The organism is Roseateles sp. GW821-FHT09H10 (genome assembly GCF_059415865.1).
The window spans coordinates 170735-188775 of sequence record NZ_JBWKOB010000001.1 but is presented as its reverse complement, the minus strand read 5'-3'; the positions used below and the strand labels follow the sequence as shown (position 1 = coordinate 188775).

At 70.0% G+C, this 18041-nt stretch carries 14 protein-coding genes; 4 read left to right on the top strand and 10 right to left on the bottom strand.

The window, feature by feature from the left end; translation table 11 throughout:
- Positions 1-53: 53 nt before the first annotated feature.
- On the top strand, positions 54-1370 hold the full coding sequence (locus AC07OY_RS00765) for a CHASE domain-containing protein (protein WP_495040622.1): 1317 nt from the start codon (positions 54-56) through the stop codon (positions 1368-1370).
- Here the strand turns inward: AC07OY_RS00765 and AC07OY_RS00760 are convergent.
- From AC07OY_RS00760 to AC07OY_RS00725, 8 genes are all read right to left on the bottom strand, one after another.
- The gene (locus tag AC07OY_RS00760) at positions 1367-2293 is read right to left on the bottom strand and encodes a transglutaminase family protein (RefSeq protein WP_495040621.1); all 927 of its coding nucleotides are present in this window, start codon (positions 2291-2293) and stop codon (positions 1367-1369) included. The two genes, AC07OY_RS00765 and AC07OY_RS00760, sit on opposite strands and share 4 nt — an antisense overlap.
- Positions 2284-4929, bottom strand: a complete 2646-nt coding sequence (locus tag AC07OY_RS00755) for a circularly permuted type 2 ATP-grasp protein (RefSeq protein WP_495040620.1) — start codon at positions 4927-4929, stop codon at positions 2284-2286. Before AC07OY_RS00755 ends, AC07OY_RS00760 begins: the two co-directional genes overlap by 10 nt.
- A gap of 94 nt (positions 4930-5023) precedes the next feature.
- Positions 5024-5908 carry an alpha/beta fold hydrolase gene (locus AC07OY_RS00750; protein ID WP_495040619.1) on the bottom strand — a complete coding sequence of 295 codons (885 nt, stop codon included), beginning with the start codon at positions 5906-5908 and terminating at the stop codon, positions 5024-5026.
- A 4-nt stretch (positions 5909-5912) separates the two neighbouring features.
- Positions 5913-9329: a transglutaminase family protein gene (locus tag AC07OY_RS00745; protein ID WP_495040618.1), complete on the bottom strand. Its 3417-nt coding sequence runs from the start codon at positions 9327-9329 to the stop codon at positions 5913-5915.
- 19 nt (positions 9330-9348) lie between these two features.
- Positions 9349-10284, bottom strand: a complete 936-nt coding sequence (locus tag AC07OY_RS00740; RefSeq protein WP_495040617.1) for an alpha-E domain-containing protein — start codon at positions 10282-10284, stop codon at positions 9349-9351.
- Between the two features lie 13 nt (positions 10285-10297).
- Positions 10298-11731 (bottom strand): circularly permuted type 2 ATP-grasp protein, encoded by a 1434-nt coding sequence (locus tag AC07OY_RS00735; protein ID WP_495040616.1) that lies wholly within the window; start codon positions 11729-11731, stop codon positions 10298-10300.
- Positions 11732-11869: 138 nt separating this feature from the next.
- On the bottom strand, positions 11870-13846 hold the full coding sequence (locus AC07OY_RS00730; RefSeq protein WP_495040615.1) for a TonB-dependent receptor: 1977 nt from the start codon (positions 13844-13846) through the stop codon (positions 11870-11872).
- A 69-nt stretch (positions 13847-13915) separates the two neighbouring features.
- Complete coding sequence (locus tag AC07OY_RS00725) at positions 13916-14230, bottom strand: hypothetical protein (RefSeq protein ID WP_495040614.1); 315 nt, start codon at positions 14228-14230, stop codon at positions 13916-13918.
- 49 nt (positions 14231-14279) lie between these two features.
- Here AC07OY_RS00725 and AC07OY_RS00720 point away from each other — a divergent pair, with 49 nt between their 5' ends.
- Entirely contained in the window at positions 14280-15473 is a 1194-nt protein-coding gene (locus AC07OY_RS00720) for a M20 aminoacylase family protein (RefSeq protein ID WP_495040613.1), read from the top strand.
- Positions 15452-16012, top strand: coding sequence for a DUF1415 domain-containing protein (locus tag AC07OY_RS00715; RefSeq protein ID WP_495040612.1), 561 nt, complete (start codon positions 15452-15454; stop codon positions 16010-16012). Before AC07OY_RS00720 ends, AC07OY_RS00715 begins: the two co-directional genes overlap by 22 nt.
- Before the next feature lie 3 nt (positions 16013-16015).
- On the opposite strand, the gene AC07OY_RS00710 is transcribed toward AC07OY_RS00715, so the two are convergent.
- The gene (locus AC07OY_RS00710; protein WP_495040611.1) at positions 16016-16369 is read right to left on the bottom strand and encodes a hypothetical protein; all 354 of its coding nucleotides are present in this window, start codon (positions 16367-16369) and stop codon (positions 16016-16018) included.
- Between the two features lie 172 nt (positions 16370-16541).
- On the opposite strand from AC07OY_RS00710, the gene AC07OY_RS00705 reads away from it, so the two are divergent.
- Complete coding sequence (locus AC07OY_RS00705) at positions 16542-17234, top strand: response regulator transcription factor (protein WP_495040610.1); 693 nt, start codon at positions 16542-16544, stop codon at positions 17232-17234.
- Here AC07OY_RS00705 and AC07OY_RS00700 read toward each other — a convergent pair.
- On the bottom strand, positions 17231-18040 hold the full coding sequence (locus AC07OY_RS00700; RefSeq protein WP_495040609.1) for a CheR family methyltransferase: 810 nt from the start codon (positions 18038-18040) through the stop codon (positions 17231-17233). The two genes, AC07OY_RS00705 and AC07OY_RS00700, sit on opposite strands and share 4 nt — an antisense overlap.
- Between the last annotated feature and the right edge of the window lies 1 nt (position 18041).

The window sequence follows — 18041 nt, the reverse complement described above, 5'->3', positions numbered from 1 at the left end:
ACCGGGCCCTGCCCGGGCTGCTGTTCGCGACCACGCTGGCCCTGACCCTGGCCTTGGCGGCCTGGTCGCTGCAGCGCAATGCCGACGAGCGCCGCCTGCTGCTCGAACACCGCGCCGAGGCGCTGCGTGTATCGCTGGCCAGCGCCGTGCGCGGCCAGCTCGATGTGCTGCCCGCCCTGCGCCTGGCCGCCAGCGGCCCCGTGGCCCTGGATGACGCGCGCTTCGCCCGCTATGCCGACAGCGTGCTGGGCGCGGGCCGCCATCCCGGCCTGATCCTGAGCTTTGTGGCCGACCGCGTCGGCGCCGACGGCCTGTCGGCCTATCTGCAGCGGGTGCAAGGCCATCGCAGCACCGACCCCGCCGGCCATCCGAGCTTCAGCGTCCAGCCCGCCGGCGAGCGGCCCGAGTACATGCTGCTGCGCCACCAGCATCCGGCCGACCCGACCAACGACGGCTACGACCTCTACGACCCCCGCCAGCAATACCGTGCGGCTGTCGAACGCGCCATCGCCGCCGGCGGCCTGGTCGCGACGCCCCCCTTGCTGCTGGCGCGCGACCGCCACCGGCCCGGCCATCCGGAGCTGACCAGCATCGTCGTGCGCGCCGCCTTCTACCGCGACGGCCGCCTGCCCGCCGAGGCCGAGGCCCGGCGCGCGGCGGCCCAGGGCGTGGTCGGCATTGCCTTTCGCAGCGCCGAGCTGGTGCGCAGCGCCCTGCCCGCCGAGCTGACCACGCTGGCCCGGGTGCGAGTGACCGATCCCGAGGGCAAGATGCCCGTCTACGACAGCGATCCAGCGGGCGCCGCCGAGGCCGCGCTGCCGAGCTTCGAGCTGCCCGTGGCCGACCGGCGCTGGCGGATCGAGGTGCTGCCGCGGCCTCTGGCTTGGTGGCAGCATGCCGACGAAGCCACGCTGGCCCTGTTCTTCGCCGGCCTGCTCAGCGCCCTGGCCCTCGCCGCCCTGGCAAGCCGGTTGGGCCGGACGGCATCGCCGCCGCCCGACGACAGCCGCTGGCGCCTGCTGTTCGAGCAGAGCCCTGACGCCATCCTCAACACCCGCCCCGGCGGCGGCATCGTCGCGGCCAACCCGGCGGCCTGCGCCCTGTTCGAGCGCAGCGAGGCCGAGATGCTCGCGACGGCACGGGCCGACCTCCTCGACCTCGACGACCCGCGCCTGGCCGCGCTGATGGCCGAGCGCGCCAGCCACGGGCGGGCGCGGGGCCGGCTGCGCATGCGGCGCCGCGACGGCCAGTGCTTCGAGGCCGACGTCAGCGTGGCCAGCCAGGTCGATGCCCAGGGCCGCGAACTGGCCAGCGTCATCCTGCGCCCCGTCGAGGTCGACGAGGCCCAGGTGCTGGCGGACTGGAACTAGGCTGCGGCGGGTTCGACCGTCACGCTCACGCGCAGTGTCGCCACGCCGCCGCCGCGCAGCACGCCGCGCAGCGGCGCCACGTCGGCATAGTCGCGGCCCCAGGCCAGGGTGACATGGTCCAGGCCCGCGGGCACGGCATTGGTCGGGTCCAGGGCCAGCCAGCCCTGCTCGGGGCACCACAGCTCGGCCCAGGCATGCGAGGCATCGGCGCCAACCAGCTTGGGCGCGCCTTCAGGCGGCCGCGTCAGCAGATAGCCCGACACATAGCGCGCCGCCAGGCCCAGGGAGCGGCAGGCGGCGATGAAGACATGGGCGAAGTCCTGGCAGACGCCGCTGCGCTGGGCCAGCGCAGCGGCGGCGCGGGTGGCGACCGTCGTGCTCTGCGGCAGATAGCGCAGGTCGGCGTGGATCTGCTGCATCAGCGCCAACCCGCCCGCGGCCACCCGGCGGGCCGGCGTGAAGGCGCGGCGGGCATAGGCGGCCAGCGTCGCATCCGGCGCGGCATAGGTGGAGGCGAGCGCGAACTCGTCGGCCTCCTGCAGGGCCCGGCCGGCGCGGTAGCGCAGGCTGCGCGCGGCCGACTCCCAATCCGGCCCGCGCGTGGGATCGGGCGCGGGCCGGTCCCGCAGTTCGGCGACGAAGCGGCTGTCGACGACCAGCATCTCGTGCACGCGCGCATGGCCGAAGCTCAGGTGGCGGTTGCCCCAGGGGTCGCGGCGCAGATGGCGGGCCAGCTCGGTCGCATCCAGCTCCAGGCCCTCGACGCCCCAGCCGTCGGGCAGCGGGTCGATGTTGAGCTGCCAGCCGCTGGCGTCCTGCCAGGGCGTGTCCCGCGGCGCCAGGCAGGCTGCGTGGTGGGCCCACTCCACCGAGTCCTCATAGGTGTACTCGGTGACGTGATGGACGGAGAGCTTCACTGCCATACGCGCTGCTCCGCACCGATGACGTGGGCGAAATAGCGCTGGCTGATCAGGCTGGACAGCTCGCTGGCCTGGGCCGCCGCGCGCTGCAGATGCTCGACCAGGGTCGCCGTCGGGCCGGCCAGCTCGGCAAGCGGCCAGGCCTCGGGCATGGGCAGGTCGGCGGCGATGTCGGCCGCCCAGCCCGGGTCGTGGCGGGCCAGCTTGGCGAAGCGCTCGCGCATGGTGCGCGCCACCCAGCCGAGCGAGCGTGGGTTGTCGGTGTCATGCACCAGCAGATGCAGCAGGGGCGCGGCCTCGCGCCGGGCCTGGAACTGGGCGCGGTAGGTGATGGTGGAGTCGAACACGCCCAGCAGCAGCGCGAAGCCGTCCTCGGTGAGCGCCAGGTCTTGTTCAAAGGTCTCGGCCAGCACCTCGGCATGGAAGGACAGTCGCTCGAGCTGGCGGCCGATGGACAGCAGCCGCCAGCCATCGTCGCGCGTCATGCGGTCGGTCTGGGCGCCGGTGATGGCGGCCAAGTGGGTGTCGGCACGGGCCAGCACGTTCAGCACATCGGTGACCGAGGCGCTGGGGCCGGGGCGGTCCAGCACGGCGCGCAGATGCTGCTCGAACTGGGCCGCCGTCTCGTGGATGAGGCGCCAGGCCTCGGGCGACAGGCGTTCGCGCAGCGCCTGTGCGCAGCCCTGCAGCGCGCGCAGATTCCAGCCCACGCTGTTGACGCCCGAGCCGGGCAGCAGGGCCGCCAGCAGCGCACGCTCGAAGCCGCGCGGGTCTTCCGCGGCCGGCGGCGCATCCGGCCCGACCAGGCCGTGCCGGCGCGCCAGCGCGTCCAGCAGAGGCAGCATGGGCACGGGCATGGCGCCGCGCTGCACCATGACGCTGGCCTCGATGACATGGCGGGCCAGGCGGGCGCTGTTCTCGGCGCGCTCGGTGTAGCGGCCCAGCCAGAACAGGTTCTCGGCGGCGCGGCTGGTCACCGTCCAGTGCACGTCGCGCAGGTCGGCGGCCTGCAGAGGCTGGGACAGCAGGCTGGTCGGATCGACCTCGCCATCGGTCATGACCCAGGTGTCGGCGCTCAAGCTGCCGCGCTGGATGGACAGCCAGGCGTCGGCCAGCGGGTCGCGGCGCGGCGCCACGCGGGTCAGGCCGCCGGGCAGCACCTTCCAGCCGCCCTGGCCGTCGGTCATCGCGAAGACGCGCAGCACCGCCACGCGCGGCTCCAGCGCGCCGCGCGTCCAGACCGGCTGCTTGGTGGGCTTGACGCGGGCCTGCAGCGTGTAGGCCGTGGGGTCAGCATCGATCTGCGCCGCCAGCTCGTGCAGCGCCTCGTCGCTGAGCTCGGCGGCGACGACCGGCGCGAAGCTGCGCGTCGTGCTGCTGGACGAGAAGGTCGCCACGACGATGAACTCGGCCAGCCGCGGGCGCAGGGCAGCCCAGGCGCTCTCCTCGCCGCACCACCAGCTCTGGATGGCCGGGAGCTGCAGCTCCTCGCCCAGCAGGCTCTCGGCCACGCCGGGCCAGAAGGCGGCCAGGCCCGGGCTTTCCAGCCAGCCCGAACCGGGCGCGTTGGCGATGACGACCTCGCCGGCCCGCACCGCCTGCAGCAGGCCGGGCACGCCGAGGATGGAGTCGGGGCGCAGCTCCAGCGGGTCCAGCCAGGTGTCGTCGACGCGGCGCAGCAGCACATGCACGCGCTCCAGGCCGGCCAGGGTCTTCAGATAGACCTTGTCGGCGCGCACGGTCAGGTCGGCGCCTTCCACCAGCGTGATGCCGAGATAACGCGCCAGGAAGGCCTGCTCGAAATAGGTCTCGTTGCGCGGCCCCGGCGTCAGCAGCGCGACGCGGCTGCGCTCGCCGGCGGGCGACAGCTTCGTCAATGCCTGGATGAGGTCGCGGTAGCTGGCCGCCAGGCGCTGCACGGCCATCTGGCGGAAGGCCTCGGGGAACTGCTGGGCGATGATGAGGCGGTTCTCGAGCACATAGCCCAGGCCCGATGCCGCCTGGGTGCGCTGGCCGACCACCCACCAATGGCCGTCAGCGCAGCGCGTCAGGTCGAAGGCCAGCACATGCAGATGCACGTCGCCGCGCGCGGCGCTGCCATGCATGGCACGCAGGTATTGCGGGTGGGCCAGCACCAGCGACGCCGGCAGCAGGCCCTGCTGCAGCAGGCGGCGCTCGCCATAGGTGTCGGCCATGACGGCGTTGAGCAAGCGGGCGCGCTGGATGATGCCGGCCTCGATGCCGCGCCATTCCTCGGGCTCGATCAGCATGGGCAGCAGCTCCAGCGGCCAATGGCGGGCCAGGGCGATGCCTTCGCCCTCCTGCCCCGGCAGCGGCGGGCCGTCGCTGTGCACGTTGTAGCTGGCACCGTCCTCGAGCACGCGGCGCTGCACACGCAGGGCCTTGGCGCTGAGCTCCTGCCAGCCGGCCGAGCCGCCGGCGGCGAAGAAGCGCTTCCAGCGCGCCGTCAGGCCGCCCTGCGGTTCACCGGCCTGGTTGACCTGGCCGGTCAACTCGTAGAAATGGCCGTCGCGGCTGCGCAGGGCAGCCGAGGCTGCCTGGGTCAGCGGATCGGGCGCGGCGGGCTCGTCCGGCTCGTCGGGCAGCAGGCTCCACTGGCTGGGAGTGAGCTCAGACATGGGCGAGGCGGGTCGATGCGTTCATGCGGCGCTGAAAGGGCGAAAACGCATTGTCGAGCAATGTCCGCGCCCGACGCGGCGCGGGGACCCCGCTTCAGGGTGTCGCCGGCGGCAGGTCGGTCGCCAGCTGGCCGCGGGGCGACAGGAAGGCGCGCAGCACGCGCTCGGCCGCCTCGGCATCATCGCGCCAAGCGCCGTGGCCGACCTTGGCGAAGCGCTCGAACTGCACCCACTGGGCCGGCAGCGCAGCCACGATCTCCTCGGCATCCTGGGGCGGCGTGACGGGGTCTTCCTCGCCGGCCATGACCAGCACCGGGCATTGCACCTGGGACAGGCCGGGCCGCAGGTCCATGTCGCGCAGCTCGGTGCGGGTGTGCGCGTACAGGATCTCGGGCTTGAACATCATCCAGCCGCCGGCATTCGGGTTCTTGGGCTGGGTGTTGTAGAGGTGGCGGCAGTGCTTCTCGTAGACGGCCCAGGAGGCCGGCCCGGGGTTCTCCCAGAACTCGCGCGTGGCGGCCGCGGCATCCGGCCCGCCGAGGGCGCCGAAGCGCTCGACCTTGCGCTCCAGTCCGAAGTGATGCGAGGTGCTGGACAGCACGACCTTGCTCGGATGCTCGGGGTGGCGGGCCAGGTAGCGCTGGGCGACGAAGCCGCCAAAGCTCTGGCCCAGCACGATGGGCTTGGTGACGCCCAGCGCATCGCACAGGCGCACGACGTCATCGGCGAAGACGTCCAGCACCCATTCGTCCGCCGGCCGCGGATCGCTGCGGCCATGGCCGCGCTGGTCGTAATAGACGACCTGGCAGAGATCGGTGAAGCGGCTGAAAAAGGGCCGGAAGGCCGTGTGGTCGAAACCCGGCCCGCCGTGGATGAGGATCAGCGTCGGCTTCTCGCGCAGTTCAGGGCCGACGGGCTCATGGCCCAGGCCCTCGATGTCGACGAAGAGGCGGACGCCGGGTTCGATCTCAATTCTCATCAGCCTAGTTTGCCTTGCGCAGGTCCAGCGTGAACGGGAACTCCAGACTTCGTTGCGGCTCTTTCACTTCGACTCGGCCCGGCGAATGCCCGATGGCCGCGAAGCGCGCCAGGCGGCGGCTCTCGGCCTCGTAGGCATTGACCGGCAGCGTCGCGTAGTTGCGGCCGCCCGGGTGGGCGACGAAATAGCGGCAGCCGCCCAGGGACTTCTGCTGCCAGGTGTCGACCAGGTCCACCGTCAGCGGCGCATGGATGCCGATGGTGGGATGCAGGGCCGACGGCGGCAGCCAGGCGCGGTAGCGCACGCCGCAGACGAACTCGCCGACGCGGCCGGTGGGCTGCAGGGGCACGGGCCGGCCATTGACGGTGATGCGGTGGCGCGGATCGACCAGGCCGCTGACATGCAGCTCCAGCCTCTCCAGCGAAGCATCCACATAGCGCACCGTGCCGCCGGACGAACCCTCCTCGCCCATCACATGCCAGGGCTCCAGCGCGCCGCGCAGCGTCACATGCACGCCGCGCGAGGCGAATTCGCCGTACTTGGGGAAGCGGAACTCGTAATGGGGCGCGAACCAGGCGGCGTCCATGGCATAGCCCGCCTCCTTCATGTCCTGCATGACGTCGGCGAAGTCGTCGCGGATGAAGTGGGGCAGCAGCCAGCGGTCGTGCAGCTCCGTGCCCCAGCGCACCAGCGGCGCGCGATAGGGCTTCTTCCAGAAGCGCGCCACCAAAGCCCGCAGCAGCAGCTGCTGCACGATGCTCATGCGCGCATGGGGCGGCATCTCGAAGGCGCGCAGTTCCAGCAGGCCCAGCCGGCCGGTGGCCGAATCGGGCGAGTAGAGCTTGTCGATGCAGAACTCGCTGCGGTGGGTGTTGCCCGTCACGTCGACCAGCACATTGCGCAGCGTGCGGTCGATGAGCCAGGGCACGACGCTGTCCCCGAGCTTGTGGATCTCGTCCAGCGCGATCTCCAGCTCGCGCAGCTGGTCGTTGCGGGCCTCGTCCACGCGCGGCGCCTGGCTGGTCGGGCCGATGAAGAGGCCGCTGAACAGATAGCTCAGGCTCGGATGGTTGTGCCAATAGGCCAGCAGGGAGGCCAGCAGCGCGGGCCGGCGCAGGAAGGGCGAGTCGGCCGGCGTGGCGCCGCCCAGCACGAAATGGTTGCCGCCGCCGGTGCCGCTGTGGCGGCCGTCGATCATGAACTTCTCGCTGGACAGCCGCGTCAGGCGCGCCGCCTCGTAGAGGAATTCGGTGTGCTGGACCAGCTCGCCCCAGTTGTGGGCCGGGTGGATGTTGACCTCGATGACGCCGGGATCGGGCGTGACCTGCAGCAGCTTGAGGCGCGGGTCGCGCGGCGGCGGATAGCCCTCCAGCACGATCTTGTAGCCGGTGTCCTCGCAGGCGGCCTCCACCGCCGTCAGCAGCTCGAGATAGTGCTCGAGCTTCTCCAGCGGCGGCATGAAGACATAGAGCACGCCGCTGGCCTGGCCCTTGGCCTCGGCCGACGGGCCGTTGGCGCGGCGCGGGTCGCGGGCCTCGACGCACAGGGCCGTGCGCGTGATGCCATGGGCGCTCTCGAAACGGGCTGGCGTGGCTTGCGCTGATGGAACGCCACCGCGCAACGCGCCAGGCCCGACATCCACGCCGCCGCCTCGCAGCAGGCCCGGCGTCGGCCCGCTGGACGTGACGCCCTGCACCTGGGCCCGCAGCGTCGCAGTCGCCGGCAGCATGCCGCGCGGCGCAAACGGGTCCTGCTCGATCAGATAGGGGAAGTCGCCCTTGCTGACCCAGGGCAGGGAATCCAGCGGCAGGCGCCAGCCCATGGGCGAGTCGCCCGGGTGGAGGTAGAGACGCTCGTCGCGCAGGAACCAGGGCCCCGTCTGCCAGCGCGGGCCGGCCAGGGCCGGCGAGTCGCCGCTGTGGCGGATGGGCAGCACCAGGCCGACCACATGCGAGAGGCCCTGGTCGAAGACGCGGCGCAGGCGCACGCGCTCCATCTCGTCGTCCACGCGCGAGTCGAAGGGGTCGACATTGACCGGCAGGCGGCGCTCGCGCCACAGGTAGTAGAAGGTGTCTTCAAAGGCCGGCCGCACATGGGCGTCGGTCAGGCCCAGGCGCCGGGTGAGCGCGCCCATGAACTTGCCGGCGTGCTCGCTGGTGTAGGCATGGCCCTCGCGCTCGTCGGCGAACCAGTCCGGATTGCGCCAGCAGGCCTGGCCATCGGCCCGCCAGTAGATGGACAGGGCCCAGCGCGGCAGCTGCTCGCCCGGGTACCACTTGCCCTGGCCGAAATGCAGGAAGCCGCCCTGGCCGTATTCGTCACGCAGCCTGTGGGTCAGCTGCTGGGCGTAGAGGCGCTTGGTGGGGCCCAGGGCCTCGGTATTCCATTCCGCCGCGTCGCGGTCGTCGATGGAGACGAAGGTGGGCTCGCCGCCCATGGTCAGGCGCACGTCGCCGGCCTGCAGTTCACGGTCGACCTGCTCGCCCAGCTTCAGCACCTCGGCCCATTGCTCCTCGCTGTAGGGCTTGGTGACGCGCGGCGACTCGTAGATGCGCGTGACGCTCATCTCGTGCTCGAACTCGACCTCGCTCTTGTCGACGCCGCCGCTGATGGGCGCGGCGCTGCCGGGCGTGGGCGTGGCCGCCAGAGGGATGTGACCCTCGCCGGCCATCAGGCCCGAGGTCGGGTCCAGGCCCACCCAGCCGGCGCCCGGCAGGTAGACCTCGCACCAGGCATGCAGGTCGGTGAAGTCGATCTCGGTGCCGCTGGGGCCGTCCAGGGCCTTCTCGTCGGGCGTCAGCTGGATCAGGTAGCCCGACACGAAACGCGCGGCCAGGCCCAGGTGGCGCATCAGCTGCACCAGCAGCCAGCCGGAGTCGCGACAGGAGCCGGACGCCTTCTCCAGCGTCTCCTCGGGCGTCTGCACACCCGGCTCCATGCGGATCAGGTAGGAGACGCTGTTCTGCACGCGCTGGTTCAGCTCGACGAGGAAGTCGATGGTGGCGCGCTCGGTGCGGGGGATGTCCTTCAGATAGGCGGCCAGCAGCGGCGTGGGCGCCTCGACCTGCAGATAGGGCGCCAGCTCGATCTGCTGGGCCTCGTCATAGACGAAGGGGAATTTCTGCGCGTGCGGCTCGAGGAAGAAGTCGAAGGGGTTGTAGACCGCCATCTCCGCGACCAGGTCCACCGTGACGGTGAACTCGGTCGTCCTCTCCGGAAAGACCAGCCGCGCCAGGTAGTTGGCGAAGGGATCCTGCTGCCAGTTGATGAAGTGGTTCTCGGGCTCGATGCGCAGCGAGTAGGACAGCACCGGGGTGCGGCAATGCGGCGCTGGCCGCAGGCGCACGACCTGGGGGCCCAGGTTGACCGGGCGGTCGTATTTATAGCGGGTGACGTGCTTGAGGGCAACGTGGATGGCCATGCGTGGTCCTCAGGGTCTCTTAGACAAGAAAATCTTTGCTGATGCGGTCGCCCAGGTCCGACACCTCGGCGAGGAAGCCGTCCAGGAAGGGGTGCAGGCCCTCGGCCAGGATCTCGTCGATGCTGCCGAAGGCCAGCTTGGCCTCGAGCCGGCCGACGCGCCTCAGCGTCTCGCCCGACTGCGGGTTGGCCACGCGCTTGAGGTTGGCCTGCATGCGCGTGATGCAGTGGGACAGCGAGCGCGGCATGTCGGGGCGCAGGATCAGCAGCTCGGCGACCTTGTCGGGCTGGATGACATTGCTGTAGACCTTGCGGTAGATCTCGAAGCCCGACACCGAGCGCAGCACGGCCGACCAGTAGTAGAAGTCGCGCGCCGCGTCATGTTCGCCCTGGGTCTGCTCCTGGCGATAGAACTTCACGTCCAGCAGGCGTGCCGTGTTGTCGGACCGCTCCAGGAAGGAGCCGATGCGGATGAAGTGGAAAGCCTCGTCCTGCAGCATGGTGCCCACAGTGACGCCCCGCGACAGATGGCTGCGGTACTTGACCCATTCGAAGAACTGCGAGGGGTCGCGCGCCAGCGCGCCTTCGCGCAGCAGGCGGCGGAACTCCAGCCAGGTCTGGTTCATGGTCTCCCAGACCTCGGTCGTCAGCGCGCCGCGCACGGCCCGCGCGTTCTCGCGCGCGGCCCGCAGGCAGTTGAAGATGGACGAGAGATTGCTCTCGTCGGCCACCATGAACTCCATGACATTGCGGCCGTTGATGGACGAATACTTGCCGCCATAGAGGCTGTTCAGCTCGGAGATGGACACCAGGCTGCGCCAGGTCTGCTCGGACTCGTCCGCAGCCTGGGGCTGGAGGGAGGTCTGGTAGGCGATATCCAGAAGACGAGCCGTGTTCTCGGCCCGCTCGATATAGCGGGACATCCAATAGAGATGGTCAGCGGTTCTAGAAAGCATCTTCTTGTCTCCCTCAGTCTTCCAGCACCCAGGTGTCCTTGGTCCCGCCGCCTTGGCTGCTGTTGACCACGAGTGAGCCCTCCTTCAGTGCCACCCGGGTCAGCCCGCCCGGCACCATGCGCACCGACGAGCCCGACAGCACAAAGGGTCGCAGATCGATATGACGCGGCGCCACGCCGCTCTCGACAAAGGTCGGGCAGGTCGACAGCGACAGCGTCGGCTGGGCGATGTAGTTGCCCGGGTTGGCGACGAGGCGGGCACGGAAGGCCTCGACCTCGTCCTTGGTGGCCGCCGGCCCGACCAGCATGCCGTAGCCGCCCGCGCCATGGACCTCCTTCACCACCAGCTCGGACAGATGGGCGAGCGTGTAGGCCAGGCCCTCCTTCTCGCGGCAGACATAGGTCGGCACGTTCTGCAGGATGGGTTTCTCGCCGAGATAGAACTCGATCATCTTCGGCACATAGGGGTAGATGGACTTGTCGTCCGCGATGCCCGTGCCGATGGCGTTGGACAGCGTCACCTTGCCGGCCTTGTAGGCGCCCACCAGGCCGGCGCAGCCCAGCTGCGAGTCGGCGCGGAACACCGTCGGGTCGAGGAAGTCGTCGTCCAGGCGGCGGTAGATGACATCCACGCGCCTGGGGCCGCGCGTCGTGCGCATGTACACAAAGCCGCCGTCGACGAACAAGTCCTGACCCTCGACCAGCTCCACGCCCATCTGCTGGGCCAGGAAGGCATGCTCGAAGTAGGCCGAGTTGTACATGCCCGGCGTCAGCACGACGACGGTCGGGTCGGACACGCCCGAGGGCGCGACGCTGCGCAGCGTGTCCAGCAGCAGGTCGGGGTAGTGGGCCACCGGCGCGATGCGGTGCTGCACGAAGAGATCCGGGAAGAGCCGCATCATCATCTTGCGGTTCTCGAGCATGTAGCTCACGCCACTGGGCACGCGCAGGTTGTCTTCCAGCACGTAGTAGTCGCCCGAGCCGTCGGCATTGCCGGCGCGCACGATGTCGACGCCGGCGATATGGCTGTAGACATTGCCCGGCACGTCCACACCCATCATCTCGGGGCGGAACTGGGCGTTCTTGACGATCTCGTCGGCGGGCACGATGCCGGCCTTCAGGATCTCCTGGTCGTGATAGACGTCGTGGATGAAGCGGTTCAGCGCCGTCACGCGCTGGGCCAGGCCGGCCTGCATGGACGTCCATTCGGACGCCGGGATGACGCGCGGGATCAGGTCGAAGGGGATGAGCCTCTCGGTGCCCTCGCCCGAATCCTTGTCGCCATAGACCGCGAAGGTGATGCCGACGCGGCGGAAGATCAGCTCGGCCTGTTCGCGCCGCTCCCGCATCAGGGATTCGGGCTGGTCGGCCAGCCAGCGGGCATAGGACTCGTAATGCGCGCGGGTCGTCGACCCCGCTGAGTTCATCTCATCAAAGGCGGTCTGCATCGTCGCTCCTGTTCCCTGGCGTGCGACGCAAGTTCCGCGCCCGCGCAAGAAGGAAGCTCCTGGTGCGTGCACGCACGACTTGCGTGCATACCGCCCGGTGCGTGGGCGGCATGCACGGTTGTACACCGGCTTTGAGCGTCAGAAACGCAGTTGCAACCCTGTACTGGCCGATCGGCCGGCCTGGGGGGACAGGCCGCGGATGGTCGGCACGGCGGTGGCGTTGTAGGCCAGCTTGTTGGCCAGGTTGTCCAGCTTCAGATACCAGAGGGCGTCCGTCTGGCCCCAGCGCAGCTGGCGGGCGAGCGACAGGCGCAGCGTGCCGTAGCCCGGCGTCGGCGTGTCGAACTCGGCGACGCGGGTCTGGCGGGCGGCGCCGCGCCATTCCAGCTTGCCCGACCAATCGGCCCACTTGCCTTCCAGGCCCAGCATGGCCCGCAGCGGCGCCAGGCGCGGCAGGGGCTCGCCGGTGTTGCGGTTGTCGCCGCGCACGGCGTCCAGCTGGCTCAGGAAAGCGATGGCCGGATGGACCTGCCAACGGCCTTCGAACTCCACGCCGCGCAGGCGTGCCGGCACGGCCTGGAAGGCGTAGACGGGCACGGTCTCGCCGTCGTTGCCGGCCGTCTCGCCGGTGGCCTGCAGGGCGATGTAGTTGGCGAAGCGCGTCTCGTAGACGTTGACGTGGACATGGCTGCCGTCGCCCTCCCACTTCAGGCCGAGGTCGGCGCCCTTGGAGCGCTCCAGGCCCAGGTTGGCGTCGCCGCGCTCATAGGCCGCGCTGGCCACGTGCAGGCCGTTGGCGAACAGCTCGTAATAGGCCGGCGCGCGCTGGGTGCGGTTCAGGTTGGCGCTCAGGCTCCAGGCGGGGCTCAGCGGCAGCACGCCGCTGAGGGCCAGGCTGCTCGGACGGAAGCGCCGCGACTGGGCGGCGCCGAAACGGTCGCCGCCGCTCGAATCGACCGTCACGCGCTCGGTGCGAGCGCCGGCCGACCAGTCCACGCCGCCGAGGCGGGCTTGCTCGAGCAGGAAGACGCCGGTGTTGCGCGTCTTGGTGCTCGGCACGAAGGCCTCCTCGCCGAGGGCCGAGAAGTCCAGGGACTCGGTCTGCAGGCCGACCAGGCCCTTCAGCGGGCCCAGCGCCGCATGCTCGATCTCGACGCGGCCGTCGCTGCCGGTGCTCTTGAAGGTCGTGCCGACTTCGGCACCTTCCATCTCGGTGTGCTCGTAGCGGTTGCGGCTGAGCTGCCAGCTGACGCGGTGCACCGGCCCGGCGGCCGTGGCCCATTCGCCGGCCGTGGCGACGCGCTGGCGCTGCATGCGGATGGTCACGTCCTCCTCGGCCGTGGTGCCGTAGTTGGTGTGGAAGTCGTCCACGGACACGCCGGCAAAGCCGCCCTGGAAGAACACCGAGCCGCCGACGGCGCCGCCATGGCTGCGCGCGGCGGAGTTGCGCACGCTGCTGCGGCTTTCGCCCTCGCTGTCGAAACGCGGCGTGCGCTGGTCATCGGCGTCGCGTCCGGCCAGGTCGACATGCCAGCCAAAGCCCGAATGGGCCTGGCCGCCGCCGCCATCCAGCACGACGGCGCCGCTCTTGTCGCGCGAGGCACCGCCCAGGCGCACCTCGGCCGCGCCGCTGAGGCCCTTGAGCAGGGTGCGCGGGATGCGGTTGTCCAGCGTGTTGACGACACCTCCGACGGCATTGCCGCCATAGAGCAGGGCCGCGGCGCCGCGCAGCACCTCGACCTTGTCGATGACGAGAGGGTCGATGGCCACGCCATGGTCGAAGCTGAGGTTGGACGCGTCCACCGACGCGCCCGAGTTGTTCAGGATGCGCACCCGGTCGCCGTCCAGGCCACGGATGCTGGGCCGGCTGGCGTTGGGTCCGAAGTTGGTGGCGGCCACGCCGGGCAGACCCTGCAGGGTGTCGCCGAGGTTGGCGGCGCGGGTCAGCACGAGCTGGTCGCCGGACAGGGAGTCGCTGGGCTGGGCCAGCACCTGGCTTTTCAGCGGGTTGCCGGTGACGACGACCTTGTCGAGGGATTCAGCCGGCTCGGCGTGGACCGCGAAGGAAACGAGAACGCAGGCGGCCGCAATGGGCGCCAGGGCAAAGGAACGCATGGGGATTCAACTTCCGCAACAGGAAAACGCAAACGCCCGCGTCGATCTGGACGCGGGAAGGCTTGGAGTTCAGGCGGAAGCGGGAGGCGCCCTGGCGGGCGGCAGGCCGAGGCTGACGGCGCGCGGGGCCGTGCCGCGCGCCACCAGCGGCACAGCATGGCTGCCCGCACCGTCAACCGCAGCCACCGGCTCGGCGGCCGGCGCACCCGTGCCGAGGTCGGCGGCGGTCAGGCAGAGGTCGCAATGAACCAGGTGGGCGAAGCCATCGTCCTGGCGGTCGGCACTGACGTGCGACAGCGCGTGCACGCCCGCCATTGCCTGGGCAATGGGCAGGAGCAGGGCCAGCCAAAGAAGCCAGCCGCGGGTAACACGGCGCAAGTTCACGGCCGCAATCCTAAACTCCGGCCCTTACAGAGCCTGAAGTCACCCTCTCATGAAGCTCATCGACAACATCCTGGCCGACGCGGCCGAGATCACGGCCATCCGCCGCGACCTGCACAAGCACCCCGAACTCTGCTTCCACGAGGAGCGCACCGCCGACGTCATCGCCAAGGCGCTGACCGACTGGGGCATCCCCATCCACCGCGGCCTGGGCACCACCGGCGTGGTGGGCATCGTCAAGAACGGCACCTCCGACCGCGCCGTCGGCCTGCGCGCCGACATCGACGCCCTGCCGATGACGGAGCGCAACCAGTTCCCCCACGCCAGCTCCTACCTGGGCCGCATGCATGCCTGCGGCCACGACGGCCACACCGCCATGCTGCTGGCCGCGGCCAAGCATCTGGCGACGAACCGCAACTTCGACGGCACGGTCTACCTCGTCTTCCAGCCCGCCGAGGAAGGCGGCGGCGGCGCCCGCGAGATGATCAAGGACGGCCTGTTCGACAAGTTCCCCATGGAGGCCATGTTCGGCGCCCACAACTGGCCCGGCATGAAGGCCGGCCAGTTCGCGCTGAAGACCGGCCCGGTGTTCGCGAGCAGCAACGAGTTCAAGATCACGCTCAAGGGCAAGGGATCACATGCAGCCATGCCGCACCTGGGCTTCGACCCCGTGCCTGCGGCCTGCCAACTCGTGACGGCCTTCCAGACCATCATCAGCCGCAACAAGCGGCCCATCGACCCCGGCGTCATCTCCGTGACCATGATCCACGCCGGCGAGGCCACCAATGTCGTGCCCGACACCGTCGTCATGGAAGGCACGGTGCGCACCTTCACGCTGGAGCTGCTGGACCTGCTGGAGCGCCGCATGAAGGCCATGACCGAGCAGCTCGCCGGCGCCTTCGAGCTGACGGCCGAGTTCGAGTTCCGCCGCAACTACCCGCCCACCATCAACCACCCCGCCGAGACCGAGTTCGCGCGCCGCGTGCTGGCCGACATGGTCGGTGCCGACAATGTGCAGGAGTTCGAGCCGACGATGGGCGCCGAGGACTTCAGCTACTACCTGCTGGAGAAGCCCGGCTGCTATTTCCTGATCGGCAACGGCGAAGGCGAGCACCGCATCGGCGGCCACGGCATGGGGCCGTGCACCCTGCACAACCCCAGCTACGACTTCAACGATGACCTCATTCCGCTTGGCGGTTCCATGTGGGTCAGGATGGCCGAGCAATGGCTGAACACGCCGCGATGAATTCCGAACAGATCATTGCCGACACCCGCGACTGGGTCGTCAAGGCCGTCATCGGCCTCAACCTCTGCCCGTTCGCCAAGGCCGTGCACGTCAACGAGCGCATCCGCTATGTCGTCAGCGAGGCGACGGAGCCGGAGCAGTTGCTGAAGGACCTGGCCCGCGAGCTGCTGGCGCTGAACCGCGCCGATCCGGAAGAGGTGGACACGACGCTGGTCATCCACCCCAACGTGCTGACCGACTTCCTGGACTTCAACGACTTCCTCGACGCGGCCGATGCGCTGGTGGAGGACCTCAAGCTCGACGGCATCCTGCAGATCGCCGACTTCCATCCCGCCTACCAGTTCGACGGCAGCGAGCCCGACGACATCGCCAACTACAGCAACCGCTCGCCCTACCCCACGCTGCACATCCTGCGCGAAGAGAGCATCGAGCGCGCCGTCGAGTCCATGCCCGACACGGCCTCCATCTACGAGAACAACCTCGAGACGCTGGACAAGCTGGGGCATGAGGGCTGGGAAGCCCTGGGCTTGAAGAAGTAAGCCCTACTCCTTGACCCAGGAGAAAGCGCCGCCGCCCTTCTTGGGCGAATTGGCGCGTGTGCGCAACACGGCGTCGAAGCCGCTCTTGCCGCCGTTCCAGATAGCTGTCAGCAAGCTGACGACATCGTCGCGGGTGTAGGCATCGAGGTCGGCGCGGAACTGCTTGATGGCCGCGGCCAGCATGTCGCGCGGCAGCTCCTGGTGGCTCGCCAGCACCAGGAACATCGCGGCATAGAGATCCGGCCAGGCCCCACACAAGGCCTGTATGCGGCGTAGCGCCTGAGCCGGCGCGCCGCGGTGGCCCGGCAGCAGCCAGTCCAACTCGTCGGGGCCTTCGTCTTGCACGTCATCGGCCATCGCGGTCTCCTCGTGCCGCTCGCTGGCGGCTTGATTTATCACAGCGCCCGCCTAGTGTCAGTCATTTATCACCCAAAGCGTGCAGCAAACCACGCAATGAGTGCTTTTGGAGCGGACCTGACGCCTCAGTCATGCGGCAAACTCCGCGGTTGCTTTCGTGCCCGCTGCCAACATGCAACCCAAGACCCTCGCCCTCATCGACGACGACGCTGAGTACTCCGAGTTCCTGTCCCAGCATCTGCAGGAGCAGCAGGGCATTGCGGTCAGCCGCTTCGACGACAGCAACGCGCTGCTGGCCTCGCCCGACGCCTTCTCCTTCGACTTCTACCTCGTCGACCTGATGCTGCCCGGCGTCAACGGCGTGGAGCTGATCAAGATCCTGCGCCGGCGCAGCGATGCCGGCGTCGTCGTCGTGTCCGGCCGCCTCGGCCCCGAGGTCTTCCGCGAAGTCATCACGGCCGGTGCCGACATGTATCTCGTCAAGCCGGTGCAGTTCGAACAGGTGTCGCTGGCGATTGCCGCCGTGCAGCGCCGCGTGGCCAAGCCTTCGGCGGCCGATGCCGTCTGGAAGCTGGACCGTGCCAGCGGCGAACTCGTCGTGCCCGACGGCACGCGCATCCAGCTGAGCGAGGCCGACCGCCAGCTGCTGGAATGCTTTGCCCAGGCCAATGGCGAACCGGTCACGCGCGAAGCCCTGCTGAACAAGCTCGGCCGCGAGGTGCCCGACGGCGAGGCCGATGACGGCCTGTCCGCCACCATCTACCGCCTGCGCCGCCGCATCGAACGCGCCACGCCCACGCTGGTGCCGCTGCAGAGCAAGTCGCGCGTCGGCTATGTCTTCCGCGCGCCGCTGCAGCTGATCTAGACCGTCTTCCGATAGGCGCCTGGCGCCAGCGGCTCCAGGCTGACATGGCCGAAGGCCTCGCTGGCGCCGGTGAAGAACAGCCCGCCCGGGCGCAGCCGCGCCAGCAGCCGCTCGGCGATGAGCTGCGCGGTGCGCGCATCGAAGTAGGGCAGCACATGGCGCAGCAGGATGAGGTCGAAGGGGCCCATCCCGTCGACGTCGCCGCGCAGGTCCAGGCGCTGGAATTCGACGCGCTCACGCAACCCGGCCTGCATCTGCACGAGACCGGCGGAGCCCGCGCTGCCGCGCAGGCCATAGCGCCTGAGCCGCTCGGCCGTCACATGGCGCAGCCTGTCCTCGGGATAGAGGGCCTCGACGGCCGCGCGCAGCGCGCGCTCGCTGACGTCGGTGCCCAGCACCGCCCAGTCGGCGCCGATGCGGCCGGCCTGCTGAAGGTCGGCCAGCAGCATGGCCAGGCTGTAGGCCTCCTCGCCGGAGGCCGCGGCGGCGCTCCACACCCGCAGACGCTGCGGGCGCAGCCGGCTCAGCTCGGACTCGATCAGCTCGAAATGCGCCGGCTCGCGGAAGAACAGCCCCTCGGGCGTGGTCAGCAGGTCGACGGCGATCTGCAGTTCCGCGGCGCCATCGGCACTGCCGAGCAGGTCGACATAGGCCTCGTAGCTGTCCAGGCCCAGGCGCTGCAGCCGCGGCAGCAGGCGCGCCGTGATGCCGGCCCTGCCGGCGCTCGGCAAGCCCAGCCCGGCCGACGCCTGCAGCAGCGTCGCGAGCTTCACATGGGTGGACTCCTGCAGCGCCAGCAAGATCATC

Bases quoted from the DNA above. Each gene is read 5' to 3' on its own strand.
- AC07OY_RS00730 (WP_495040615.1), bottom strand. From the start codon at position 13,846: ATGCGTTCCTTTGCCCTGGCGCCCATTGCGGCCGCCTGCGTTCTCGTT.
- AC07OY_RS00700 (WP_495040609.1), bottom strand. From the start codon at position 18,040: ATGATCTTGCTGGCGCTGCAGGAGTCCACCCATGTGAAGCTCGCGACG.
- AC07OY_RS00710 (WP_495040611.1), bottom strand. From the start codon at position 16,369: ATGGCCGATGACGTGCAAGACGAAGGCCCCGACGAGTTGGACTGGCTG.
- AC07OY_RS00760 (WP_495040621.1), bottom strand. From the start codon at position 2,293: ATGGCAGTGAAGCTCTCCGTCCATCACGTCACCGAGTACACCTATGAG.
- AC07OY_RS00715 (WP_495040612.1), top strand. From the start codon at position 15,452: ATGGCTGAACACGCCGCGATGAATTCCGAACAGATCATTGCCGACACC.
- AC07OY_RS00750 (WP_495040619.1), bottom strand. From the start codon at position 5,908: ATGAGAATTGAGATCGAACCCGGCGTCCGCCTCTTCGTCGACATCGAG.
- AC07OY_RS00720 (WP_495040613.1), top strand. From the start codon at position 14,280: ATGAAGCTCATCGACAACATCCTGGCCGACGCGGCCGAGATCACGGCC.
- AC07OY_RS00735 (WP_495040616.1), bottom strand. From the start codon at position 11,731: ATGCAGACCGCCTTTGATGAGATGAACTCAGCGGGGTCGACGACCCGC.
- AC07OY_RS00705 (WP_495040610.1), top strand. From the start codon at position 16,542: ATGCAACCCAAGACCCTCGCCCTCATCGACGACGACGCTGAGTACTCC.
- AC07OY_RS00755 (WP_495040620.1), bottom strand. From the start codon at position 4,929: ATGTCTGAGCTCACTCCCAGCCAGTGGAGCCTGCTGCCCGACGAGCCG.
- AC07OY_RS00740 (WP_495040617.1), bottom strand. From the start codon at position 10,284: ATGCTTTCTAGAACCGCTGACCATCTCTATTGGATGTCCCGCTATATC.
- AC07OY_RS00745 (WP_495040618.1), bottom strand. From the start codon at position 9,329: ATGGCCATCCACGTTGCCCTCAAGCACGTCACCCGCTATAAATACGAC.